Source organism: Lentzea waywayandensis, from assembly GCF_900115955.1.
Lineage (GTDB): Bacteria > Actinomycetota > Actinomycetes > Mycobacteriales > Pseudonocardiaceae > Lentzea > Lentzea waywayandensis.
This window is the reverse complement of record NZ_FOYL01000002.1, coordinates 1-22885: the sequence shown is the minus strand read 5'-3', so window position 1 is coordinate 22885 and position 22885 is coordinate 1. Positions and strand designations below refer to the sequence as shown.

Below are 22885 nucleotides of genomic sequence, written 5' to 3'. Positions count from 1 at the left end.
GAGGCACCGTGTACGTGCAGCTGCTGGACCTGGCGTGCGGCGCCTTGTTGCTGACCGCGGTGCTGGTGCTGTGGCGCCGCGAGCTCACGGTGATCATCCGGATGTTCGCGTTGCAGGGCGCCGCGCTCGCCGTTCTCGTGGGAGTGCTTGCGGCCCAGGAGAACTCCGCCGAGCTGTGGGCCGTCGCTGTCGGGGTGTTCGCGTTGCGGGCGGTCGTCTTGCCCTACCTGTTGCGCCGTGCATTGGCAGGCGCGGGAGAGTCACGGCGGGAGACCAGACCGCTGGTGAACGTGTCCGCGTCACTACTGGCCGCCGCCGTGCTGACGCTGCTGGCCTACGCCGTGTCACAGCCGCTGGTGGAGCTGGCGCCGTCGGCGGCGACTCAGGCCATCCCGGTCGGGATCACGGTGGTGCTGATCGGGTTCTTCGTGCTGGTGACCCGGCGTCGCGCGCTGTCGCAGCTGGTCGGGTTCCTGTTGATGGACAACGGGATCACCGCGGTCGGCTTCCTCGCCACCACCGGTGTCGGCTTGGTGGTGGAACTCGGAGTGTCGCTGGACGTGTTGCTGGCGGTGCTGGTCCTGCAGGTGCTCACCACCCGGATGCGGGAGACCTTCGGCGACACCGACCTCGACGAACTGCGGGAGTTGCGCGACTGATGACTCTGCTCGTACCTGTCGCAGTGCCCGTGCTCGGCGCACTCACCTACCTCGTCTTCGGCTGGCGCCGTGCCACCACCTGGGTCAGTGCCCTGTCCGCGGGCGTCGTGCTCGGTGCGGCGATCTTCCTGGCGGTCGGGGTGAGCCGGTCCGGCCCGGTGGCCGCGGTCGCCGGGCTGCTACGGGCGGACGCGTTGTCGGCGTTCATGTTGCTGGTGATCGGCGCGGTCGGGCTGGTCGCCACCGCGGCGACTCCGGCCTATCTGCGTGAGGAGATCGCGGCGGGCCGCGCGACCGCCCGCACGGCCGCGCGGCACAGCCTGCTCGTGCAGCTGTTCCTCGCGACCATGGCGCTGGCGGTACTCGCGGCGAATCTCGGCGTGGTGTGGGTCGCGGTCGAGGCCACCACGATCGTCACCGCGTTCCTGGTCGGGCAGCGCCGCACCCGCGCGTCCGTGGAAGCGGCCTGGAAATACGTGGTGATCTGCTCGGCCGGTATCGCCCTCGCGCTGCTCGGCGCCATCGTGCTCAACTTCGCCGCCGCCCACACCCGCGGCACCACAGGGCTGGACCTCGTCGCGCTCACCACGCACGCCTCGGGACTGGATCCCGGTGTCACCCGGATCGCGATCGCGCTGCTGGTCCTCGGGTTCGGCACCAAAGCCGGCCTGGCGCCGTTGCACGCATGGCTGCCCGACGCGCACTCTCAAGCCCCAGCACCGGTGTCGGCGTTGATGTCCGGTGTTCTGCTGTCGGTGGCGTTCTACGCGATCCTGCGGGTCAAGGTCATCAGCGACGCCGCATTGGGTGTCGGCTTCGCCCGCACCCTGCTCGTCGTGATGGCGTTGGCGTCGCTGGTGCTGGCCGCGTCACTGCTGATCAGTCAGCGGGACTACAAGCGGATGCTGGCGTACTCGAGCATCGAACACCTTGGCCTGGTCGCGTTCGGCGCCGCGATCGGCAGCCCTCTCGCCCTCACGGCGGCCCTGCTGCACGTCCTCGGCCACGGACTGGTCAAGGCGGTGCTGTTCCTCAGCGCGGGCCGCGTCCTGCAGATCACCGGCACCAGCCGGATCGACGGCGTGCGCGGCCTGATCGCCCGCCGGTCCGCGCTCGCCACGACCTTCGGGCTCGGCGTGCTCGCGTTGATCGGCTTGCCGCCGTTCAGCCTGTTCGCCAGTGAGCTCGGCATCGTCCGAGCAGGTTTCACCGCGGGTCTGGGGTGGTTCACGTCGGTTGCGCTGCTGCTGGTGCTGGTGATCGCCGCCGCCCTGATCACCGGCACCAGTCGAATGCTGCTCGGAGAACCGTCCACAGTGGACGCAGAGGCCGCATCGCCGATCCCGATCGCCCTGGCCGGTGGGCTGCTCGCGTGCGCCGTGCTCGGCGTCGCGGCCGGACCACTGCCGAGTCTGCTCGACCTGGCAACCCAGCCTCTGGTGGTGACGCGATGATCACGAAGTCCCTCGCTCCGGACGAACTGCCCGGCCAGGCCGGGTCTCTGCTGAAGCGGGGTTTCCGGCTCGCCTTGGTCGCCGGTCACGACGACGGGGACCGGTTGCGCGCGGTGTACCTGTTCACCGCGGCCGGGCCGGACCGCAGAGTCGAACTGCACGTCCTGCTCGACCGGGACACGCCGCGACTGCCGAGCCTGGCCGGGTTGTCGTTCGCCGCCGGACGGTTCGAGCGCGAGATGCACGACCTGTTCGGCATCGTGCCCACCGACCATCCGCTGCCGCAGCGGCTGGTACGTCACTTCCGCTGGCCCCAGGGCTGGTACCCGATGCTCGCCGACGCGGGTGACCCGCCGGAGTTCGGCGACCTCGACGGCCCGTATCCGTTCCGGACGGTGGAAGGGCCCGGGGTGTACGAGATCCCGGTCGGCCCGGTGCACGCCGGCATGATCGGCCCCGGCCACTTCCGGTTCTCCGTGGTCGGCGAGACCATCCTCAACCTCAAGGCCCGCCTCTGGTTCATCCACAGAGGACTCGAAAAGCTGTTCCAGGGCCGCACTCCGGAGGGCGGGGTCGAACTGGCGGAACGGGTCAGCGGCGACACCAGCGTCGGGCACACCCTGGCGTACTGCCTTGCCGTCGAGGACGCTCACCGCTGGTCGGTGCCCCAGGACGCGCAACGCATCCGAGCGATCCTGCTGGAGCTGGAACGGCTCTACAACCACATCACCGACATCGGAGCGCTGTGCAACGATGTCGCCTACAGCGTGCTCAACGCCCACTCCCAGCGCGTCCGCGAACGCCTGCTGCGCCTCAACGACACCGTCACCGGACACCGGCTGCTACGCGGCGCCATCCACCCCGGCGGCGCCAGGATCATCGGGTTGCCCGACCGTCACGAGCTGGCCGTCATCGGCGCAGACATCGCCGAGATCGTCGAGCTGGCCCTGTCGAACACCGTGGTGGCAGACCGGTTCACCGGCACCGCCCCGCTCGGTCGTGACCAGGCCGCCGACCTCGGCACGCTCGGCGTCGTGGCCCGCGCCAGCGGCCTGGGCATCGACGCCCGGCACGACCACCCGTTCCTGTCCGCGGAGTTCCCCCGCACCGTCCACACCCGCACCGACGGCGACGTGCTGTCCCGCTTCCTGGTGCGCGCGGAGGAGATCGTCACTTCGATCGCCATGATCAGCAGCCTCACCGACATGCTCGGCGGCCGCACCGCCGCGACTTCGGCAACCACGGGCAGCGGCGGCTGCGGGGTCGGCATTGTCGAGGGCTGGCGCGGCACGATCGTGCACCGTGTCGAGCTGAACGGCGACGGGCGGCTTGGCCGGGTGAAGATCGTGGACCCCAGCTTCTTCAACTGGCCCGCGCTCCCGCTTGCGCTGGCCGACACGATCGTTCCCGACTTCCCGTTGGCCAACAAGAGCTTCAACCTGTCCTACGCCGGCAACGACCTGTAGGTGGCAACCCGATCGAGTGTGTGCGGTCTCGCACGCCCAAACAGTTGCAAACTTATTTAAGTCAGCAGATTATGGAGTCTGCGGATGACGGAGAGATGTTGGGGACGATGAGCGAGTTCGAAGCAGTGCTGCGAAGCAAGGTCACCGAGGCCGAACAGACCCTGCATCAGGCCAGGGAGGCTGGTCACGACTACGAGATCCACCTGCACGGCGCTCGGATCCGCGACCTGCTCGACCTGGCCTCCCGGCACGGCATCGACACCACCCGCTGGATCGACCCGGCGCTACTGGAGAACTCGGGACTCGGACGTTGACCACGGATCGCGCTGTTGTCGCCGTGGTGGGCGGAATCGGCGCCACCACGGCCGTTCTGCGCCGCTACGCCGCGCTGGTCGAAGAGCAGGCAGGGCTGCCGACCCGGGTGATCGCCTCCGACTACGGGCTGCACACCCTCCCGGCCGGTACGAGCGCGGTACTGCTCGTCCGCGCCACGCCCGAACGTGAGCAGAAGGCACGCGACTCCATCGTCGGCATCCCGGTGCTCACCGACCAGGACACCACCGCGATCGCGCTGACCGCGGCACTGCTCACCTCGCTGTCCCGCGCGGGCCGCACGCCGCAGACCAGCAGAGTTGTCGTCGCGGGCGCGGGCACCATGCCACTGCTCAACCCCGTCCTGCTGACCGCGGGAATCCGGGACATCACCACCTGGAACCCCGCCGACGCGCTCGCGTTCCCGTTGCGCCGCATCGCCGCCAACGCCGACGCGGTGATCAACCTGGTCGGCGGAGGCGGCCGCTTCGCCTGGCCCCGCCACGCCGCGCCCGCCGTGATCGTGCCGGATCCCGCCCGTGACCCGACGCTGGCCCTGCCCGGCCTGCTGCACGCGCTCACCCAGCACCCGCACGCACGCTTGACCCCGGACGTGCAGCACGCCTGCGCGGTCGCACTGTCGGCCGCCACCCCGCCCGGCGAACAACTGCCGCGGCGCGCTGACGACACTCTCACCCGCCAGGTCGCCGAGTTCGCGACAGACGCACTGCACCGAGGAGCCGCACGATGACCGCCCCCACGACGCACCGTGGCCTGCTGGAATGGGTGTCCGAGGTCGCGGCGCTGACCACTCCCGACCAGGTGGTGTGGTGCGACGGCTCACCCCTGGAATGGCGACGGCTGACCGACAAGCTGGTCGCGGCGGGAACCCTCGTGCGGCTGGACAAGAAACCCAACTCGTTCTGGTGCGCCTCGGACCCCACCGATGTCGCGCGGGTCGAGGACCGCACCTACATCTGCTCGGCCGACGAAGCCGACGCCGGTCCCACGAACAACTGGATGGACCCGCTCGACATGAAGGTCATCATGACCGAGCACTACCGGGGCAGCATGGCCGGCCGCACCATGTACGTCATCCCGTTCTGCATGGGACCACTGACAGCCGACAAACCCATGCTGGGCGTGGAGATCACCGACTCCGCGTACGTGGTCATCTCCATGCACATCATGACCCGCATGGGCAGCGACGCCTTGGCGTTGTTCGGTGAGGACGCGGACTTCGTGCGGTGCTTGCACTCCGTCGGGGCGCCGTTGAAGCCCGGCCGGGCCGATGTGCCGTGGCCGTGCGACCGGACCAAGTACATCACCCAGTTCCCCGAGGAACGGATGATCTGGAGCTACGGCTCCGGTTACGGCGGCAACGCCCTGCTCGGCAAGAAGTGCTACTCCCTGCGCATCGCGTCCGTGCTCGCCCGCGATGAGGGCTGGCTCGCCGAGCACATGCTCATCCTCAAACTCACCGCGCCTCACGGCGCGGTCCACTACATCGCCGCCGCGTTCCCCTCGGCGTGCGGCAAGACCAACCTCGCCATGCTCGAGCCCTCGATTCCCGGTTGGACGGTCGAAACCCTCGGCGACGACATCGCCTGGATGCGCTTCGGGGACGACGGCCGCCTCTACGCCGTCAACCCCGAGAACGGCTTCTTCGGTGTCGCACCCGGCACCGGCTGGAACACCAACCCCAACGCCATGCTCACCCTCGCCGAAGGCAACTCCATCTTCACCAACGTCGCGCTCACCGACGACGGCGACGTCTGGTGGGAGGGCTGCACCGACAGCCCGCCGGACTACCTCACCTCGTGGCGGCGCGAGAACTGGACACCTGAGTCCACCGATCCGTCCTCACACCCGAACTCGCGTTACTGCACTCCGATCACGCAGTGCCCGATCACCGCCCCCGAGTGGGACGACCCGAACGGTGTGCCGATCTCGGCGATCTTCTTCGGCGGCCGCCGAGCCACCACCGTGCCCCTGGTCGCCGAGTCGTTCGACTGGCAGCACGGGGTGTTCATGGGCGCGACGCTCTCCTCGGAGACCACGGCCGCCGCCACCGGCGAGGTCGGCGTGGTGCGCCGCGACCCCATGGCCATGCTGCCGTTCATCGGCTACCACGCCGGCGACTACTTCCAGCACTGGATCGACACCGGCAAACACGCCGACACCACCAAGCTCCCGAAGATCTTCTACGTCAACTGGTTCCGCCGCGGCGACGACGGCAGCCTCCTCTGGCCCGGCTTCAGCGAGAACGCCCGCATCCTCAAATGGGCCGTCGACCGAATCGAAGGCCACGGCACGGCTTTCCAGACCCCGATCGGCTGGGTCCCCGGAACCAAAGCACTCGACCTCCGCGGCCTCGAGACAGCGTCCCATTGGGCCATCAGCAAGGCGCTCACGGTCGACCACGACGAGTGGCGTGCTGAGCTTCCGCTGATCGAACAATGGTTCGCCACCATCGGCGACAAGCTCCCCACCGCCCTGCACGACGAACTCGAGGCCCTGCGGCAACGCCTCGGCTAAGACCGTCGCCGGCCGATGGCAACCTCACTCCGCGACCTGGCCATCGGCCGGCGACACCCCGGCTGCCGCTCACGCCGCGCGACCACGGCATCCTGCCGCCGAAAGGGGAACGTCCGTGCCCACAGCGGCGGGGAATGTCGCTCAGGCCAACGCCGAACACCGCACGGAATGGTTTCTCCCGCCGCGCTGAACTGGATCAGCAGGCCTGCGACGCCGTCACTCACAGGCCCGTGATCATCAGGTCGTCGACGTCGAAGCTCAGGTTGTTGCACACTGCGATCACTCCGGGCACCCCGCGCGCGATCCACCCTGCTCGCTCGGTCGCACTGTGCAGACAGAGCGCTCCGTCGAGCGTGACCATCCCGTCGGACACGTGCACCGTGACCCGGTGCACCGTCGCCGAGGCCGGAAGCAGGTGCCGTTCAAGATCGGCCCGGATCGAGTCGTCACCGCGCAGGAACAGCCGCAGCGGATCACGCCGCGTGAGCACACCGACCAGAGTGCCCGCACCGTTCACCACACACAGCACATTCGCGCGCTCGTCCGCGAGTAGCCGCAAGGCGGCACGCAGATCCACGCCCTCGGTGACAGTCACGGCGGCGGTCATCAGATCGGCCGCGACCGTCGCGGACGACTTGTGCCATCGCGCCCGCGCGTGCCGACCCCCCAGCACCGGCGGGTTCGCGGCACCACCGTGGAACTCCAGCTTCGTCGACAGATCTTCCTCGGACACGACGCCGACGGGACGACCTGCCGAGTCCACCACAGGGATCGCGCTCACCTCGTGGGCGATCATGGCCCCGACGAGTTCCTTGAACGAGGTGTCCACGGCCGCGGTGACGACCCGCCGGCACATCACATCCGCCGTCTTCGGCTCACTCATGTTCGCCCTCCCACGGTCGTACGAGGTGACCAGGGTTGCTTACTTGGTAAGATTAGCAACTGCTGAACCCCGTTGAAATGCATCCCGAGTCGCGGCAACAGGGATCGACCAGGGAGGATCGGCACCATGACGACGGTCGACTGGAAGGGGCACCGATGAGCAAGCCCCTCTACCAGGTCAAGGCGGAGTTCTTCAAAACCCTCGGCCACCCGGCACGCATCCGGGTGCTCGAACTGCTCAGCGAGCGCGAACACTCCGTCGCGGAGATGCTGCCCGAAGTCGGCATCGAAGCAGCGAACCTCTCCCAGCAACTGGCCGTGCTGCGCCGCGCCGGACTCGTCACCACCCGCAAAGAAGGCTCGAACGTCTTCTACTCGCTGACCAGCCCCCACGTCGCCGAACTGCTCGCCGTCGCACGACTCATCCTGACCGGCGTCATCACCGGCCAGATGGAGCTCCTCGAAGACCTCCGCACCCCAGCTGTGGCAGCTCCCCGCGGCAGGAGCCGCCGGTCCTCGACCTGAGCCCAGCCGATTTCTGCGGATTTCCGGCAGTTCCTACACCGGACCGGTCTCGCACGAGTACTACGCAGGAAGCTCGCAGGCACGGGTACCGAGGATGACTGACCTGTGGATGGTGGCGGTAGCTGCGGGTGCCGGCCGTCGTGGCGATGGTGATCCGCGCATCGTCGCCTGCACGGCCGCTCCCGGCAGCGACATGCCGGACAAGCCCAAGCTCCTCGACGCCGTCGGCACCCGGACCATGACCGACACCTCTGGCCCTCACGATGTCGCCAACGCCTGACGCGGAACATGTTCCATCTTCCGACGCATTGCCCTCACTGTGCGTGGTTGGGAGACTCGCTGTGGTGACATGACTCCCGCGGGGGGAGGATGCTGGTGGACTGGCAGGAGCAGATCGCCCGGAACGCGGAGAGCTACCGGCGACTGCATCAGCGCCTGTCCCAGATGTCGATCACCGAGATGTCCGGGGACGGTACGGTCGAGGTGACGGTGTCGGCCGACGGCCTGATGACCGGTCTGGTTCTCAAGGACCGCTGGCGCCCGCCACCGCTACCGGAGATCGCTGCGGAGATCATCGATTGTCTGGGCCGTGCACAGGCGAGGATCCCCGACCTGGTCCGGCAGGTGATGGTCGAGACCGTCGAAACGGCGGACGCCGGCACGCACCTCGTTCTCTCCGACGCCCGAGACAAGTTCCCGGAACCGCCGCCCCGCGAGCCGGTTCGAGACGACGACCTGCGTCGTGCTCATGTGCCGGAAGCGGTGGCACCCGCAGTCGCGCCTCGCCGCCGCCCCCACGCGGAGGGCGTCGACGAGGACGACTGGGACGGCCGCACGGTCCTGGAAGACACGGTGGACCTCTGAAGGGATCGGCCATGGCGGAGTCCTACGAGGTCGTCACAGCCTCGCTGACCAGTCACGTCCGGACGCTGACCGACCTGTCCGGCGAGTTGGGCACGGCGCTGACCGCGGCCACCGTCACTGTCACCGGCGACGCCTACGGCCAGGCGGGGAGGCGGTTCGCCAAAGCGCTCGGCGACGTTGCGAGTTCGGGGCAGGACACGCTGCGGACCGCGATCGAGGCGTTGGAGAAGGCCGCTGCGGCGCTGCGCGACACGGTCACCGCCTATGAACAGCAGGAGGAGGCCGTACGGGCCGGGCTCACTCGGATCGGCGATGAGCGATGATCAGCACGGACGCCGCGATCTCCTTGCGGGACGGCATGTCCTCCTCCGGGGGCAGCATGTCGGCGCTGGACGCGACCATCCGGCCGATCGACGCGTTGTCCTCGGCCGGGTTGGGCTGGCTGATCTCGTACGTCCAGCCGTTGCAGGACGTCGTCGACCGGATGGCCGGCCTGTCGAGCGTGATCCAGACCTTCACCGACGGCTGGCAGCGCGCTGCGGCTGCAGTCGAGCAGGTTCAGCAGAGCCTCGAGCGGGCGGTCTCCACCGGCGTCGCGGACTGGAAGGGCGAGGCCGGCGACGCCTACCGGGCCAGGGCCGACGAGATCACCACCGCGTTGCGGGGCGTGGTCGCGCTCGCGACCGCCACCGGCACCAGCGCCCGCGGTATGGGCGAGATCGCCGCGAACGCCAGGCAGAGTGCCGGTGACCTGCTTGCCGACCTGGTGCAGCGGCTCATCTCCTACGTCTCCCAGGCAAAAGCGGTCGAGGGCGGGGTCACCTCGAACGTGATGGCCCAGGCGACCACGCTGGTCAACTCCTACCAGGCCCCGATTTCCGAGGTAGAGCAGGAACTCCGGCAAGCCTTCGCCACCGCACTGGGGAAGCTCACCGGCGAGGCCCAGGTGGCGAGCCTCGGCAGCACCGGTGTGGGCACGGCCGTGCTGTCCACGTGGAAGGAACTGAAGAAGCAGCTGGACAGCGATGTCCACCAGGCCCAGGTGATCATCCAGATTCCGCCGCCCCCGTTGCCACTTGACGCGCGACCGGCGACCAAGGCCGAACTGGACCGGATCGCCCAGAACCCGATCTTCGCCGGCAAGCTCGGCTACAAGGTCACCATCGGCGAATACGCAGAAGCCGCCGCGCTGCAGGCCATGGGACTGACCAAGAACGAGGACAAGTTCCACCCCTACCTGGACTCGCGGTTTCCGGAGGACAGGAGAAAGCACGTCATCCCCGACGCCGTCGGGAACAACCAGAGCCTGATCATCTCGTCGAGCGGCACCGAGTACCACGTCCTTCCCAACGGCTACATGGTCGACATCAAGGCGACCAGCTCGCCCATCGGGGGTGGCGATGAGCAGTTCAAGAAGTACGTCGACTACCTCTCCAAGAACTACGAAGCCGTGGCCCGCAACGATCCTGATGTCCCGAGACCGTCCCTGATCTACGTCGGCACGTCGGAGACCCAGATCGGTCAACGAGCCCTCGACTACGCGACCCGCAACGGCGTGGAGGTCTGGCGTTCCCAGATCTTTCTGTCAGGCCCGGAGAGCGACCCGCGCGTTTCGGTCGGACCACCGATGGCGTTGACCGACACCGACCACGACATGCCCATCTTGGGATCACGGCCCCCGCAACAGGCGGTCCCGCTGTTCAACTCGCCCTACGACGAACTCCTGCGGCGCAAGCTGTTGGAGGAGGAACAGAACTGACGGCGGTCAGCGGCTCACACCGAGCAACGCGGGGGTGAACGCCACTGGCGCCTCCTGCGGCACGCTGTGCCCTGTACCGCTCGAAAGTCGGCAAGTCAGCGGTCCTACGTCGCCGGAAGCGAGGTAAGCCCACCGGTCCGCACGTCTTTCCGGACCGTCGGGCCCTCCGCGGGAACGGCCAGGCGCATCGTGGGGAAGCGCGGGATCAGTTGGGAGAACACGGCCTGTAGTTCCATGCGGGCCAGTGGAGCGCCAATGCAGTACCGAAGACCGTGCCCGAAGGTGAGGTGGGTAGCAGCCTTGCGGGTGATGTCGAAGCGGTCGGGTTCGGCGAAGACGGCGGGGCCGTGGTTGGCGGCTCCGTTGTCGAGCAGGACGAGGTCACCGGCGCGGATGCTGACGCCGTCGATCTCCATGTCGGTGCGCGCGTATCGGGGGTCAGACCGTCGAGCGGCTTTTTGGCACCCCACAGGGCGGTGTGCGCCGGCGAGTTGCTGTAGCGGAAAGCAAGCTCGTCCGCGCGGCGTCGCTACGCCAACCGGGAGCGCAGCGATGCCATCAACTCGGCCCGCCCGCTCACCGCGAGCTTCTGCCGGATCTTCGCCACGTGCTGCTCGACGGTCTTCGGCGAGATGTAGAGGCGGGCGCCGATCTCCTTGTGGGTCATGCCTTCCAGCAGCAGTTCGCCGACCGCGCGTTCGCGCTTCGACAGGCCGTCGCCCGGCGCGTTGTCCTCGGTGCCGATCCGAGCCCGCAGCGCACGTCCTGTGCTCAGCAGCTCGCGGGCCGCCGCCGGATCATCCAAGCGGGCGGCTGCCGCGCCGCACAACGCCATCGCGTCCCACGGCTGGCCCGCACAGGCCAAGCGATCGGCCACCCGTGCCACCACAACGGGATCGACGTCGCCGGCGAGGATCGACGCCCACATCCGCGCGGCGGAGGCCCGTGGCTCGATGGTCAGTTCGACCACTACCGACGTGTCACCGGTGAGCACTGCTCGTTGGACGCGCCACCAGCTATCGGTTTCCGCGCACCACTTCGCATCGACGCGAGCGACCGTGGAGGTCATGGCGTCGACGATCGTGTCGCGTTCGAAGGCGCTGCCCGCGCCGGCGGACAGTTCGCCCCACGCGTCCAGCAGCAGCGGTTCCACGTCCACCCCGGCTACGACGGGTGCGACCCTGCGCCAGGTCGCCCGCAGCGCTTCCTGGTCGCCGGCGCGGCGGGCCAGGCCGATCGTCACGGCTGCGGCCAGTACCGCGTCGCGGCGCAGCACCGGCGTGGTGCAGGCGGCGATCTCGTCGCGAGCGGCGGCCAACCGGCCTGCCCGCAGGTGTAGCCACGCGGTGAGCAACCGGCGGCGGGCCGTTGTGCTGTTGGGGAGCATCATCAGCAGTTCCTCGGCGCTGGCGTCGTGACCACCCGCTAGCAGCGCCGTTACCGCCAGGTCGCACCACTGCTCGGCGGCCATGGGGTCGGCGGGCACGGTCGCCGTGGCCAGACCGGCCAGTTTGCGGGCGGCAGGGGCGAACTCGCCGCGCACCGCCTCCAGCGCCGCGGCCACGCCGTCCAGCAGCACCGTCAGACCCCGTGGCGCGGCACCGGACAGCCGGGCACGCGCGTCGGCGAGGTCCCCGGTGGCCGAGCCCAGATCGCCGGCCAGGCAGCCGGCCAGTGCGGCACGGGCCGCTGCGGCGACACCGGGAGCGCCGCTCAAAGAACTCGCGATGGCGCGCCACCGTGCGGCGGCGTCGAACAGGGCGCCATCGGCGGCCGCTGCTGCCGCGGCGACTCCGGCCGCCACGCAGTCCTGGTCCGTGCCCTCGGTGAGAATCCGGTCGGCGGTCTCGATCGCCGACGCGGTATCGCCTTCCCGCCACGCCAACTCCGCCGCGATCGCGGTCATGGTCGCCTCCCCGCGAACCAGGCGTTCGACACGGGCAGGAACATCAGCACGCCCGCACCGGCCAACGCGATCCCCGCCACCAGTGGCATCGGGGACACCAGAGCTCCGACAACTCCCAGCACCGCCAACAAGATCCGCGCCCAGTTCCGGCCGACGCGGTAGGACTGCAGCACTCCCAGCTGTACCAACGCCACCAGCACGCCTGGTCCGAGCAGCACGCCCAGGCCGGCCAGCACCACTGCGTCCTGTGTGGACTGATCGACACCGCGGGTCGCCACCTCGGCGGCAAGGTCGGTGCGCACGCCGCCGAACGCGACGGCGACGACCGCCAGCTCGACGATCACCGCGACCAGCCACAGGTAGGTCGATGCCGTGACCAGCCGGGGCCGCGGCACCTGGACCAGCTGAAACTTCGATTGCCCAGGTCTCGGAGGTAACGCGGTCACGGTGCACCTGCCTTGGTGCTGGCCTTGCTGGTGGGCACCGGCGCCGGGACGCTGACCGACTTGCTGACGCTGGGCGTCGTGCTCGACGGCCAGGTGGTCGTCGTCGTGCGCTTCGTCGGCGGGGCTGGGGGCGGCGGTGCGACTGTCTTCTGCGGCTCGACCGGTGCGACGGTCGTGGTCGTCACCGGTGCGACGGTCGTCGGCTCCTCGGTGGTCGGTGACGGCGTCGTGCTCGTCGTCGTGTCCGGTGTGGCGTTGCCCGCGAAGTACGTGTTCATCGCGAGACCACCTCCGACCGCCGCCGCGAGCACCGCCGCGGTGATGTACGGGGTGAGCTTCGTCCGCTTGTGCGCCACCGCGGGCACGGCGGGCATCGGCGGCCGGGACCACATGACGGTCGCCACCTCCGGCGCGGGTTCGCGCACGCGGGCCGACAGCGCGGCGCCGACGGCGACCATGCCCTCGAACGCGGGTGTAACCGAACGGCCGAGCAACGCGGAGACTTCTTGCGTCACCAAAGGAATTCGCGCGGAGCCGCCGACCAGCAGCACGGCGGCGAGCTCGTTCGCGGTCGTTCCGGCGTTCTGCAACGCCCGCAGGAGCGTGGCCGTCGTCTCGGTCAGCGCTGGCCGGATCATCTCCTCGAACTCGGCACGGGTCAGCCGCACCTCGCGGGCGGAGATCCCCGGCACGGCAACGGGAATCCGCACCTCGGTGTCCGACGACAGCTGTTCCTTCGCGGCCGTGCAGGCTCGCCGGAGATCGGCGACCGCCGCCAGCACGACAGGATTCTCGGTGTCCAGCGAGTCCCACTCCAGCGACTCGACCACGTGCGCGAAGACGGCTTCGTCGAAGTCCAGTCCGCCGACCTCGGATTCCTCGGGACGGCCGGCCAGCACCCAGGAGTCGGCGAGCTTGCGCACGACAGCGGCCTCGAAACCGCCGCCGCCCAGGTCGTAGACGGCGATGACGGAACCCGGTTCCAGCCGGGCCTGCTCGTCGTACGCCACGGCCGCGGCCTGCGGCGCCGGTACGAACAGCGCGTCGGGAAGTCCGGCTCGCCGCAGGGATTCCAGGCGGTGCGGGCCCCATGCGGCCGGATGTGCGACGGCGACCCGGCCGTTGTGCTGCGCGAGCAGCATTGTGACGAAACGCGCGGTGAGCACGTCGGCACTGAGCGTTGCGGCGCCCAGTCGCAACGGCGTCGGGTCGCCCACGCGACGCAGGAACCGGCGCGCCACTCGGCTCGGGTCGGCGGACGCGCGGCGCTCCGCCTCCTCGCCGATGACCAGGGAACCATCGGGATTCGCGAACACCACGGTCGGCGTCACCGATTCGAGCCTCGGTACCTCGCGGCACGTGGCGGTTGCTGTGCGGGTGGATCCGAGATCCAGCCCGATCTGGTAGTGCATCGGACACCCCCTGTAGCGGCGGACTAGGCGGACGTCAGTACACGTGCGTCTCATATGGAGCGGTTCACCCTTTTCGAAATACAGGGGTGAATCCCCTATCACTGACGGGATCCCTGCGTGCGCGGCCGGTGACTCACCGGGAGCCGCCCAGATGGCAAGGGGCTCCGCGCTCCCTAACTTTGTTGGCAGCCGGTCGAAAAAGCGTCCGGCAGACCAGACACAGAGGAGCCCGACATGAGCAACCCCATCGACCTCAACGCTTTCCTCGCCGACCTGACCGCCGACCTGGACGCCGACGGCACCCAGGCCAGCGAGCAGCAGGTCCAGTCGGCTCAGGTCGCGCCGCAGACTTCCTCGCAGGAGTCGGCGCAGAACCAGGACACCACCACCGCCACGCAGACCACGGGTGGCGACGGCGGCAACGGTGGCCTGGCTGTGGCGGGTGACGGTGGCAGCGCGGACGGCGGCAACGGCCTGGGCATCGGTGGCGCCGGTGGCGACATCGACCAGGACGGGCTGGTGAACGTCAACTTCGGCACCACGTCGGGCGGCAGCGGCCTCGGGGTCGGTGGCGCCGGTGGCAGCGCGGGCAACGGTGGCAACGCCGACGCCGGCGGTGGCAACGGTGGCGACGCGCGTTCCGACGTGGACGTGGACGCGGACCAGGACGCCGACCTCGACTCGGACCAGTTCTCCGAGCAGGACGCGGACCAGGTCGCCGTCTCCGAGCAGGACCAGGACTTCGACCTGGACGTCGACACCCAGATCGACAACGTCATCGAGAACCTCGACCTGCCCGTCTGACTCGGACCGGCCCCCGCACCGCGGCGCAGTTCTCCGGTGGGCGGGGGCCGGTCTCCTCGGTGAGGAGACACCATGCTGGAAAAGCTCATCGACTTCCTGATGAACATGATGAAGGACCCGAAGGCCCAGCAGGCGTTCGACGAGAACCCGCAGAAGGAACTGGCGCGCAACGGGCTTTCCGGGGCGACCGACGCCGACATCCGGGACGCGAAGCTGATCATGGCCGACCGCCCGGTGCGGGAGGTGCACCACACCGAGGTCGTGCACGATCGTCCGGTCCAGCAGATCGACCAGACGTTCAACATCGACGACCGCGACACCGTGCTGATCGACGACTCGTTCAACTCCGACGACGACACGGAGGTCAACTCCGTCGCGATCCAGGACAACGACACGGAGACCAACGTCGTGCAGGTGAAGGACTCCTTCAACGACATCGACGTGGACAAGGTGGACGCCGCCTCGCCTGCGGAGGACGACGAGCCGGAGCCCGAACCGGTCGAGGAGCCCGCGCTGGAGGTGCCGGCCGAACCGGAACCGGAACCCGTCCTGCTGGACGAGCCCGTCGCCGAGCCCGAGCCCGACCCCGTCGACGCCTTGGCCGGGTGACCTGATGCCGGCCACACCGCAGCAGGCCGTCGAGCTCGCGCTGGCCGCCGTCAAGCGCTACGACCGTCCTGACCTGGAGCGACGACTGCACCAGGCCAGGACGCGGTTAGCCGACGACCACGTCCGCCTGCTGGTCGTCGGGGAGTTCAAGCAAGGCAAGAGCATGCTGGTCAACGGCCTCGTCGGGGCACCGGTCTGCCCGGTGTCCGACGACATCGCCACCGCCGTGCCGACCGTCGTGAAGCACGCGGAGACGCCGACGGTGACGGTGGTGCGGGCCGAGGGCCGCACGGAGGTGCCGCTCGAGGAGCTGTCGGCGTTCGCTTCGGAAGCGGGCAACCCCGGCAACCGCGAACGTCTGCTGCACGTCGAGGTCGGTCTTCCCCGGCCGCTGCTGGCCGAAGGACTGGTGCTCGTCGACACCCCCGGTGTCGGCGGGCTCAGCTCCGTCCACGGCGCCGCCACGATGGCGGCGCTGCCGTCCGCGGACGCGGTGCTGCTGGTCTCCGACAGTTCGCAGGAGTACACGGCGCCGGAGCTCGAGTTCCTGAAGCAGGCCATGGCCGTGTGCCCGAACGTGGCCTGCGTGCTCACCAAGACCGACCTGTACCCGGACTGGCGTTCGATCGCCGACCGCGACCGGCAGCACCTGGTGGACGCGGGCATCAAGGCGGAGCTGTTCACCGTGTCGTCGACCTTGCGGTGGCACGCCCTGCAATCCAGCGACCAGGACGTGAACGCCGAATCCGGCTACCCGGCGCTGGTGAGCTACTTGCGCAAGAAGGTCCTTGCCCAGGCTGATCTTCTGGCCCGGCGGTCGACGTTGCACGACGTGCTGACGGTGATCGGACAGGTCGTGGACAGCCTGCGGGCAGAGCAGTCGGCGCAGGAGAACCCGGAGTCGGTGCAACAGCTGATCCGGGAGCTGACCGAGGCGGAGCAGCGCGCGGCGGGTCTGAAGGAACGGTCCGCACGCTGGCAGCAGACGCTGAGTGACGGCGTCGCCGACCTCAACGCCGACGTCGACTACGACCTGCGCGACAGAATGCGGGAGATCGTCCGCGAGGCGGAAGAGGCTTTGCTGGCAGGAGATCCGCAGAAGATCTGGGACCAGTTCTCGGTGTGGGCGCAGCAGGCGGTGACGTCGGCGGTGTCGGCGAACTCGGTCTGGGCGACGCAGCGAGCGCGGTGGCTGGCCAAGCGTGTCGCGGAGCACTTCGACTCGGACCGCGAGCAGATGTTGCCGGCGCTGCGCGTCGGCACCGCTGATCCGTTGCGCTCGGTGCCCGAGCTCTCGGTGCGTGAGTCCGACAAGTTCGGCATCGGCAGCCGCCTGCTGACCGGACTGCGCGGCGGCTACGGCGGTCTGCTGATGTTCGGCCTGATGGGCTCGGTGATCGGCCTGACCCTGATCAACCCGATCTCGGTGGGCGCGGCGTTGTTGCTGGGCGGCAAGGGGATCGTGGACGAGCGCAAGCGGATCACCACCAAACGCCAGACCGACTCCAAGGTGGCGTTGCGGAAGTACGTGGACGACGTGTCGTTCCACGCGGGCAAGGACTCCCGCGACATGCTGCGCGGTCTGCAACGCGACCTGCGTGACCACTTCACGACCTTGGCCGAGCAACTGAAGCGCTCGCTCCAGGAGTCCATCCAGGCGGCGCAGAAGTCCGTGAAGGCATCGCAGGGCGACCGCGACGCGCGGCTCGCCGAGATCAGGGCCGAGCTGGCGGCATTGGAGCGTGTGGTGAAGGAGGTGACGGCGTGATCACCGATGAGGTGCGGCAGGTGCTGCTCGCCGCCATTGACCTGTATCCGCAGGCGGGCGACGTGTTGCGCCGCCAGCTGGTCCGGCTCGACGAGCCGTTGCGCGTGGCCATCGCGGGCAAGGTCAAGGCGGGCAAGTCGACGTTGCTCAACGCCCTGGTCGGCGAGGAGATCGCGCCGACCGACGCGGGCGAGTGCACGAAGGTCGTCACCTGGTACCGCGACGGCCACTCGCCGCGCATTGTCCAGTTCCCCCAAGGCAAGTCGCTACCGGTGGTGCGCCGCGACGGCGCGTTGGAGATCACCCTGGACGGTCCCGCCGACCGGCTCGTGGTCGACTGGCCGTCGCAGTCGCTGCGGACGACCACGTTGATCGACACTCCCGGCATCGCGTCGTTGACCGCCTCGAACTCCTTGCGCGCCACCCGCTTCCTCGCGCCGGACGACTCGACGCCCACCGAGGCCGACGCGGTCATCTACCTGATGCGGCACCTGCACTCGGCCGACGCGAACTTCCTGGAGTCGTTCCACGACCAGGGCGTCGCGCGGGCCACCGCGATCAACACCGTCGCGGTGATCTCGCGGGCCGACGAGATCGGTGGCGGCCGGGTGGACGCGATGATCTCGGCGCGCGGCATCGCCGGCCGCTATCGGTCGGACCCGTCGTTGCAGGGCCTGTGCCAGAACGTCGTGGCGGTCGCCGGTCTGCTGGCCTTCTCGGGGCGTTCGTTGCGGCAGAACGACTTCGTCGCGTTGTCGGCGTTGGCCGCGTTGCCGCGCGAAGAGCTGGAGTCCTCGCTGCTGTCCGCTGACCGCTTCATGGACGGCTCGGTGGAACGGCGGACACTGCTCGGGAGGTTCGGGGTGTTCGGCATCCGGCTGGCGGTGACGTTGATCAGACAGGGCGTGACCGAGCCGTCGGCGCTGGCCGCGGAACTGGTGGCGCGCAGCGGGTTGCTCGAACTGCAGAAGGTGCTGCACACCCAGTTCAGCGAACGCCGTCACCTGCTGAAGGCGCGTTCGGCGTTGCTGGCGCTGGACGGCGTGCTGCGCTCGGTAGGCGACTCGCGGCTGACCGGCGCGGTCGAGCGGGTCCTGGCAGGCACGCACGAGTTCGCCGAGCTGCGGCTGTTGAGCGCGTTGAGGTCCGGCGTGGTCAAGGTGCCCGATGCGGAGCTGGCCTCGCGACTGCTGGGCGAGGGCGGCGCGCATCCGCTGGTGCGCTTGGGTTTGCCTCATGGCTCCGCCCCTGGCCAGGTGAGGCAGGCCGCGTTCGCCGCGTTGCAGCGCTGGCAGCGGCACGCCGAGAACCCGATGCTGACCCGTCGCTCGGCCGACGCGTGCCGGGTGCTGATCCGCACCTGCGAGGGCCTGCTGGCCCGCCGCTAGACGGGCAGCCGGTTCCGCTGGGTCAGCTCCATGGTGGAGTGAGGTGGTCATGCTCGGCCGTGGTGGGTGCGGAACATGTCGTGTGGGTCGACGGTGCGTTTGATGGTGGTGAGCCGATCGAGGTCGCCGGGGAGGTAGCCGGTGGCGAGTTCGGCGGCGGTGACGTCGGGGCCGGACAGGAAGTTCACGCAGACACCGCCGGTGCTCCAGGGGCTCATCGCGGTGAAGAGCCGGGTGAACGCCGCGCGCAGTGCCGGTAGTTGTGCGGGTTCTGCAGCGGCCCCGGCGTAGAGGACGTACTGGCCGTCGCGGCGGGCGAGCGCGCTGGGGACCGTGCCGAGCCGGTTCAGGGCGCCGCCGGTGTGGCGCAGTTCGACGAGGTAAGGGGCGTCGGCATCAGGCCCGGCGTGACGCAGCAGTTCCGTGACGGCAGCGGGGTCCAGGGATGCCAGCATGGTGTTGCGGGCGTGGAACGGCACCGGGGTGGTGGGTTCGGCGTGGATGGTGCCGACAGAGGTGTAGGGCATCTCGGTGACCGTGTCGGTGATGGGTCCGAGCTCGCGGAACGGGCGGACGAGCTCCTGCCCGGCGTCGGCGGAGCCGGTGTAGGCGAACCGCAGGTGCAGGAGATAGCGGCCGCGGAGGTTGTCGGGCAGGGCAGGGATGTCGGGCATCCGGATGAGCAGCACCGAAGAGCTGATCGCCTCGGGGGCGGTGCGGGTCCACTGCGCCCAGGCGGCGAGGGCGCGTTCGGCGGTGTCCGCGGCGAAGTGCATGCCGCCGCCGTAGAGCCGGGTGATCGGGTGCAGGTCGATCTCGATGGCGGTGACGACGCCGAAGGTGCCTTTACCGCCGCCGCGCAACGCCCAGAACAGGTCCGGGTGCTGGGTCGCGGTGACGCGGCGCAGCTCCACGCGGCCGGACGCGTCGGCGGTGACGATCTCGATGGCGCGGACGTGGTCGACGGCCCAGCCGAGGCTGCGGCCGAGGATCCCCAGCCCGCCGCCGAGGTGGTACGAGACCGCGCCGACCTCGGGGGAGGAGCCGTTGAGGGGCGCGAGCCCGTGTTCGGCGGCGGCGCGCACGAGCGCTCCGCCGCGCACTCCGGCCTCGATCCGGGCGGTGCGGGCGTGCGGGTCGATGGTGATGCCGTCGAGCCGCGAGGTGGTGATCAGGACCTGGCCGTCGGCGCTGAGGGACGGACCGTGCCCGGTGGCCTGGACTGCGACGCCCAGACCGTGGGCCACCGCGTAGCGGACGGCGGCGATCACGTCGTCGACGGAGGTCGCCGGGACCACGACCGCGGGCTTGTGCTCGACGGAGAGGTTGTAGCCGCGGCGCTCGGTGTCGTAGCCGGGATCGGTGAAGGTGAGGTAATCGGTCATGACACGATCTTGTCGGCGCTGAGCTGCGAGAACAACGTCGAATCAGGCATCGACTGATAACCTGGAAGTTATGGAACGGCGTGAGATTGAGATCTTCCTGACACTCGCGGAGGAGCTGCATTTCGGTCGGACGGCGCAGCGGCTGCTGGTGTCGCAGGCGCGGGTGAGCCAGACGGTCGCCCGGCTGGAACGCCGGTTCGGAGTGGCCCTGTTCGAGCGCACCAGCCGGCGGGTCGCACTCACCCCGGTCGGCGCCGCCCTCTACGCAGACGTCCGCGCCGGACACGACCGCATCGAACGCGGGGTCGCCGCCGCCGTCGCGGCCGGCCGCGGGATCACCGGCGTGCTCACCGTCGGCCTGGAAGCACCCGCGGTCGCCGAGCTCGCCGCCCCGGTGTTCACCCGGTTCCGGGAGAACAACCCCGGCGTCGAGATCGTCTTCCGCGAGACCGGTTTCACCGACCCGCTCGACCTGCTGCGCACCGGCGAGGTGGACGTCACCGTCACCAACGCACCCGTCGGCCGGCACGGAGCCGACAACGCGGGCCAGGACGAAGCCGGGTTCGAGGAAGGCCCGCTCCTGTACACCGAACCGGTCGTGCTGGCCGTGGCACGCGGGCACCGGCTGGCCACCCGCACAACGGTGACACTCGACGATCTCGACGGCGAGGTGGTGTTCCGGGCAGGTCGCCGGGCCGCCCCGTACCGCCGCGACCCCGAACCACCCACCCCAGCCGTGACCCTGTTGGACCTGTTGGCGCGAGTCGCCGCCGAGGAGGGGGTGTGCCCGTTGGCCGCGCACGCCGCCGACTACTTCGCCCGCCCCACCCTCGCGATGGTGCCTTTCGCGCCGGGATCGCCGCCCGTGCGCTGGGTGCTGTGCTGGCGTACTGGCGCCCGCACCGCCAGGGTCGCCGCCCTCGCCGCCGCGGTGGCCCATCGGTGAACCTGCCTTCACGCTGGGGTGGCTCCACGACGGGTCGGGGGAGTCGTGGAGCCCGTCGAACTTCCCGGCCCAGGTCGTGGTTGACCTACCGCTCGGCTGGTGCGGGTTGTGCGCGAGTTCCCGGCCGCGGTTGTTCGCGGTCGGGCCAGTCGATCTGACCCATTTCAGGACCACGTCCGCAGTCCGCGTCCAACGAGGGTGTTCCGGGACAGTGCTTCGACAGCAGCGCAGGCCACCGCCTGACTCGGCCAACGCGATGTTTGTTCTACGGTCATGTGGGCCGTGCCCTGAGACGACTGCCGTCAAGGCATTCGGCTTGCCGGAGAAGGGCTTTCGGTTAACCGTGCGTATGGAGGCGGCACCATGACCAAGCCGATTCGCCACCTGGTGCCGCTGGGCGCCGAGAACAAGTGGAGCGACTTGGTCGCGACGCTGATCGAGCTGGATCCGGACCCGGTGGCCGACCTGTTGGGCCTTGGCGACTCGCCGGCCCACGTCTCGGTCGAACGCGAGGTGCCGGCCGGCAGCGGCGGCCGTGTCGACCTCGTCATCAGCGTGGACAACGAGAAGCGTTGTGTCGCCGAGGCCAAGGTGCTGTCCGGTCTCGGGCTCGGCCAGTTGCGGCGCTACCGCGACCACTTCCCGGACGTTCCCCATCATGTGCTGATCACCTTGGAGCACTTTCCGATCGACGTCCCCAGTTCTGCGGGATGGCGCTCGGTGCGCTGGGAGGACCTGCTGCGGGCGTTGTCCGGCAGCAGCGTCCCCCTGGTCGCGGAGACGGCGTCCACCTGGTTGTCCTACGTCGACGGGGAGATGCCTGTTGGTGGCCAGTTTGAACTCCCCGCTGGCGGCCAGTTAGTGGGGAGTTGTTCGCTGCGTCGTTCGATGATGTCCTCAGTCTCCTGCCGTCGAATGCTCACTTCCTTGATTGTTCGTGCGGGACCGGACAGTTGGCGGTTGGCCTCGCCGGTCGTGCCATACAGGTTGTCGCAACTGACGCCGGCGAAGCGATGGTTCGTCGGACTGTGGAGTTGTCTGAGGAGTTCGGGGCGTCCGTCCGGGCCGTGCGGGCGAGTTGCCTGACCATTTCGAGGACGGCACGTTCGACATGGTGTTCTGCGTTGGCAACTCGCTTCACCATGCTGCGGGCGCGACAGGCAGGGGTGCTGCTCTGGAGTCGATGTCACGGCTCTTGCGCCGTGGCGGGCGTTTGGTGCTCACCTCCCGCACGTGGGAACTCGTGAGGGCTAGAGGTTCCCGGCTGGACATCAGTGACCGACTCGTCCGCCGGAACGGTCGCGATGCCGTCGTGGTCTACCGCTGGGAGATCGCGCCGCGGTGGGAGGAGGAGCACCACATCGAGATTGCGATCGCCCAGGTTGATGCGACTGGGTTGGTTCTTGTCCGCTCGGAACTGCTGTCCTGCTGGCCCTACCGGTACGAGGAACTCGAAGTCGAGCTGCACCGGGTCGGACTTCGGACGGAAGTGAGTACCTTCGATCTTGAGGCCGAGAACTACATGGTGGTGGCGAGCAAGGTATAGACAACGGGCTCTCAGCCCCTGGCCGGACCGCGCGGTTGCTCGCAGGAAGCTAGCGCTCTCTCATCGGCATGAGCGTGCGCCGGAGCTGCCAGGTCCGGCCGTGTCGCCTGCTCCCGGAAGCCTAAGAACTCCTAACTCAATGAGAGGTTGCGGAGGCGGCGCCAGCAGATGATGCCGCAGGCCAGGCTGAGGAAGGCTTCGTGGATGTCGTCGCGG

The 22885-nt window shown here is 69.2% G+C and carries 24 protein-coding genes and 2 pseudogenes; 19 read left to right on the top strand and 7 right to left on the bottom strand.

Annotated elements, in window-relative coordinates; genetic code table 11:
- Positions 1-8 precede the first annotated feature (8 nt).
- From BM417_RS05155 to BM417_RS05130, 6 genes are all read left to right on the top strand, one after another.
- Complete coding sequence (locus BM417_RS05155; protein WP_093588641.1) at positions 9-659, top strand: hypothetical protein; 651 nt, start codon at positions 9-11, stop codon at positions 657-659.
- A complete protein-coding gene (locus tag BM417_RS05150) occupies positions 659-2113 on the top strand; it encodes a proton-conducting transporter transmembrane domain-containing protein (protein WP_093588640.1) in 1455 nt (484 codons plus the stop codon). The genes BM417_RS05155 and BM417_RS05150 overlap by 1 nt, the downstream gene beginning before the upstream one ends.
- Positions 2110-3579, top strand: a complete 1470-nt coding sequence (locus BM417_RS05145; RefSeq protein ID WP_093588639.1) for a hydrogenase large subunit — start codon at positions 2110-2112, stop codon at positions 3577-3579. Before BM417_RS05150 ends, BM417_RS05145 begins: the two co-directional genes overlap by 4 nt.
- Before the next feature lie 107 nt (positions 3580-3686).
- A complete protein-coding gene (locus BM417_RS05140; RefSeq protein WP_093588638.1) occupies positions 3687-3893 on the top strand; it encodes a hypothetical protein in 207 nt (68 codons plus the stop codon).
- The gene (locus BM417_RS05135) at positions 3890-4642 is read left to right on the top strand and encodes a hypothetical protein (protein ID WP_143138521.1); all 753 of its coding nucleotides are present in this window, start codon (positions 3890-3892) and stop codon (positions 4640-4642) included. The genes BM417_RS05140 and BM417_RS05135 overlap by 4 nt, the downstream gene beginning before the upstream one ends.
- Positions 4639-6429, top strand: coding sequence for a phosphoenolpyruvate carboxykinase (GTP) (locus tag BM417_RS05130; RefSeq protein WP_093588636.1), 1791 nt, complete (start codon positions 4639-4641; stop codon positions 6427-6429). Before BM417_RS05135 ends, BM417_RS05130 begins: the two co-directional genes overlap by 4 nt.
- 220 nt (positions 6430-6649) lie before the next feature.
- Here BM417_RS05130 and BM417_RS05125 read toward each other — a convergent pair whose 3' ends face one another.
- Positions 6650-7312: a CBS domain-containing protein gene (locus BM417_RS05125; RefSeq protein WP_093588635.1), complete on the bottom strand. Its 663-nt coding sequence runs from the start codon at positions 7310-7312 to the stop codon at positions 6650-6652.
- 155 nt (positions 7313-7467) lie between these two features.
- On the opposite strand from BM417_RS05125, the gene BM417_RS05120 reads away from it, so the two are divergent.
- From BM417_RS05120 to BM417_RS05105, 5 genes are all read left to right on the top strand, one after another.
- The gene (locus BM417_RS05120) at positions 7468-7836 is read left to right on the top strand and encodes an ArsR/SmtB family transcription factor (protein WP_093588634.1); all 369 of its coding nucleotides are present in this window, start codon (positions 7468-7470) and stop codon (positions 7834-7836) included.
- 94 nt (positions 7837-7930) lie between these two features.
- Entirely contained in the window at positions 7931-8116 is a 186-nt protein-coding gene (locus BM417_RS46645; protein WP_143138520.1) for a hypothetical protein, read from the top strand.
- 95 nt (positions 8117-8211) lie between these two features.
- The gene (locus tag BM417_RS05115; RefSeq protein ID WP_177320297.1) at positions 8212-8700 is read left to right on the top strand and encodes a YbaB/EbfC family nucleoid-associated protein; all 489 of its coding nucleotides are present in this window, start codon (positions 8212-8214) and stop codon (positions 8698-8700) included.
- A gap of 11 nt (positions 8701-8711) precedes the next feature.
- A complete protein-coding gene (locus BM417_RS05110) occupies positions 8712-9023 on the top strand; it encodes a type VII secretion target (protein WP_093588632.1) in 312 nt (103 codons plus the stop codon).
- Positions 9020-10459 (top strand): WXG100 family type VII secretion target, encoded by a 1440-nt coding sequence (locus tag BM417_RS05105; protein ID WP_093588631.1) that lies wholly within the window; start codon positions 9020-9022, stop codon positions 10457-10459. The genes BM417_RS05110 and BM417_RS05105 overlap by 4 nt, the downstream gene beginning before the upstream one ends.
- 104 nt (positions 10460-10563) lie before the next feature.
- On the opposite strand, the gene BM417_RS05100 is transcribed toward BM417_RS05105, so the two are convergent.
- Genes BM417_RS05100 through BM417_RS05085 form a run of 4 tightly spaced genes read right to left on the bottom strand, consistent with a single transcriptional unit; the run spans position 10564 to position 14223 of the window.
- Positions 10564-10929 carry a cytochrome P450 gene (locus BM417_RS05100; RefSeq protein WP_281251293.1) on the bottom strand — a complete coding sequence of 122 codons (366 nt, stop codon included), beginning with the start codon at positions 10927-10929 and terminating at the stop codon, positions 10564-10566.
- 59 nt (positions 10930-10988) lie between these two features.
- Positions 10989-12365: a helix-turn-helix transcriptional regulator gene (locus tag BM417_RS05095; RefSeq protein ID WP_093588629.1), complete on the bottom strand. Its 1377-nt coding sequence runs from the start codon at positions 12363-12365 to the stop codon at positions 10989-10991.
- Positions 12362-12760, bottom strand: a complete 399-nt coding sequence (locus BM417_RS05090; protein ID WP_093588628.1) for a hypothetical protein — start codon at positions 12758-12760, stop codon at positions 12362-12364. The genes BM417_RS05095 and BM417_RS05090 overlap by 4 nt, the downstream gene beginning before the upstream one ends.
- A 47-nt stretch (positions 12761-12807) precedes the next feature.
- Positions 12808-14223, bottom strand: a complete 1416-nt coding sequence (locus BM417_RS05085) for an Hsp70 family protein (RefSeq protein ID WP_177320296.1) — start codon at positions 14221-14223, stop codon at positions 12808-12810.
- Between the two features lie 234 nt (positions 14224-14457).
- On the opposite strand from BM417_RS05085, the gene BM417_RS05080 reads away from it, so the two are divergent.
- The 4 genes from BM417_RS05080 (at position 14458) to BM417_RS05065 (ending at position 18792) form a co-directional block, all read left to right on the top strand.
- The gene (locus BM417_RS05080) at positions 14458-15027 is read left to right on the top strand and encodes a hypothetical protein (protein ID WP_093588626.1); all 570 of its coding nucleotides are present in this window, start codon (positions 14458-14460) and stop codon (positions 15025-15027) included.
- Positions 15028-15099: 72 nt separating this feature from the next.
- A complete protein-coding gene (locus BM417_RS05075) occupies positions 15100-15636 on the top strand; it encodes an IniB N-terminal domain-containing protein (RefSeq protein ID WP_093588625.1) in 537 nt (178 codons plus the stop codon).
- Positions 15637-15640: 4 nt separating this feature from the next.
- Positions 15641-17404, top strand: coding sequence for a dynamin family protein (locus tag BM417_RS05070; RefSeq protein ID WP_093588624.1), 1764 nt, complete (start codon positions 15641-15643; stop codon positions 17402-17404).
- A complete protein-coding gene (locus BM417_RS05065) occupies positions 17401-18792 on the top strand; it encodes a dynamin family protein (protein ID WP_245821717.1) in 1392 nt (463 codons plus the stop codon). The genes BM417_RS05070 and BM417_RS05065 overlap by 4 nt, the downstream gene beginning before the upstream one ends.
- Before the next feature lie 47 nt (positions 18793-18839).
- On the opposite strand, the gene BM417_RS05060 is transcribed toward BM417_RS05065, so the two are convergent.
- Complete coding sequence (locus tag BM417_RS05060) at positions 18840-20177, bottom strand: FAD-binding oxidoreductase (RefSeq protein ID WP_093588622.1); 1338 nt, start codon at positions 20175-20177, stop codon at positions 18840-18842.
- A gap of 70 nt (positions 20178-20247) precedes the next feature.
- Between BM417_RS05060 and BM417_RS05055 the strand changes: the two genes are divergently transcribed.
- On the top strand, positions 20248-21123 hold the full coding sequence (locus tag BM417_RS05055) for a LysR family transcriptional regulator (protein WP_093588621.1): 876 nt from the start codon (positions 20248-20250) through the stop codon (positions 21121-21123).
- 656 nt (positions 21124-21779) lie between these two features.
- On the opposite strand, the gene BM417_RS49810 is transcribed toward BM417_RS05055, so the two are convergent.
- Positions 21780-21914 (bottom strand): hypothetical protein, encoded by a 135-nt coding sequence (locus BM417_RS49810; protein ID WP_281251292.1) that lies wholly within the window; start codon positions 21912-21914, stop codon positions 21780-21782.
- Between the two features lie 78 nt (positions 21915-21992).
- Here BM417_RS49810 and BM417_RS50085 point away from each other — a divergent pair.
- From BM417_RS50085 to BM417_RS49045, 3 genes and pseudogenes are all read left to right on the top strand, one after another.
- A pseudogene (locus BM417_RS50085) lies at positions 21993-22169 on the top strand (SAM-dependent methyltransferase); the annotation flags it as partial.
- 65 nt (positions 22170-22234) lie between these two features.
- A pseudogene (locus BM417_RS49050) lies at positions 22235-22285 on the top strand (hypothetical protein); the annotation flags it as partial.
- Between the two features lie 54 nt (positions 22286-22339).
- Positions 22340-22669 carry a hypothetical protein gene (locus tag BM417_RS49045; RefSeq protein ID WP_245821840.1) on the top strand — a complete coding sequence of 110 codons (330 nt, stop codon included), beginning with the start codon at positions 22340-22342 and terminating at the stop codon, positions 22667-22669.
- Positions 22670-22885: the final 216 nt, after the last annotated feature.

Bases quoted from the DNA above. Each gene is read 5' to 3' on its own strand.
- BM417_RS05085 (WP_177320296.1), bottom strand. From the start codon at position 14,223: ATGCACTACCAGATCGGGCTGGATCTCGGATCCACCCGCACAGCAACC.
- BM417_RS05120 (WP_093588634.1), top strand. From the start codon at position 7,468: ATGAGCAAGCCCCTCTACCAGGTCAAGGCGGAGTTCTTCAAAACCCTC.
- BM417_RS05105 (WP_093588631.1), top strand. From the start codon at position 9,020: ATGATCAGCACGGACGCCGCGATCTCCTTGCGGGACGGCATGTCCTCC.
- BM417_RS05080 (WP_093588626.1), top strand. From the start codon at position 14,458: ATGAGCAACCCCATCGACCTCAACGCTTTCCTCGCCGACCTGACCGCC.
- BM417_RS05075 (WP_093588625.1), top strand. From the start codon at position 15,100: ATGCTGGAAAAGCTCATCGACTTCCTGATGAACATGATGAAGGACCCG.
- BM417_RS05140 (WP_093588638.1), top strand. From the start codon at position 3,687: ATGAGCGAGTTCGAAGCAGTGCTGCGAAGCAAGGTCACCGAGGCCGAA.
- BM417_RS05055 (WP_093588621.1), top strand. From the start codon at position 20,248: ATGGAACGGCGTGAGATTGAGATCTTCCTGACACTCGCGGAGGAGCTG.
- BM417_RS05110 (WP_093588632.1), top strand. From the start codon at position 8,712: ATGGCGGAGTCCTACGAGGTCGTCACAGCCTCGCTGACCAGTCACGTC.
- BM417_RS05060 (WP_093588622.1), bottom strand. From the start codon at position 20,177: ATGACCGATTACCTCACCTTCACCGATCCCGGCTACGACACCGAGCGC.
- BM417_RS05145 (WP_093588639.1), top strand. From the start codon at position 2,110: ATGATCACGAAGTCCCTCGCTCCGGACGAACTGCCCGGCCAGGCCGGG.
- BM417_RS46645 (WP_143138520.1), top strand. From the start codon at position 7,931: ATGACTGACCTGTGGATGGTGGCGGTAGCTGCGGGTGCCGGCCGTCGT.
- BM417_RS05095 (WP_093588629.1), bottom strand. From the start codon at position 12,365: ATGACCGCGATCGCGGCGGAGTTGGCGTGGCGGGAAGGCGATACCGCG.
- BM417_RS05130 (WP_093588636.1), top strand. From the start codon at position 4,639: ATGACCGCCCCCACGACGCACCGTGGCCTGCTGGAATGGGTGTCCGAG.
- BM417_RS05070 (WP_093588624.1), top strand. From the start codon at position 15,641: ATGCCGGCCACACCGCAGCAGGCCGTCGAGCTCGCGCTGGCCGCCGTC.
- BM417_RS05150 (WP_093588640.1), top strand. From the start codon at position 659: ATGACTCTGCTCGTACCTGTCGCAGTGCCCGTGCTCGGCGCACTCACC.
- BM417_RS05125 (WP_093588635.1), bottom strand. From the start codon at position 7,312: ATGAGTGAGCCGAAGACGGCGGATGTGATGTGCCGGCGGGTCGTCACC.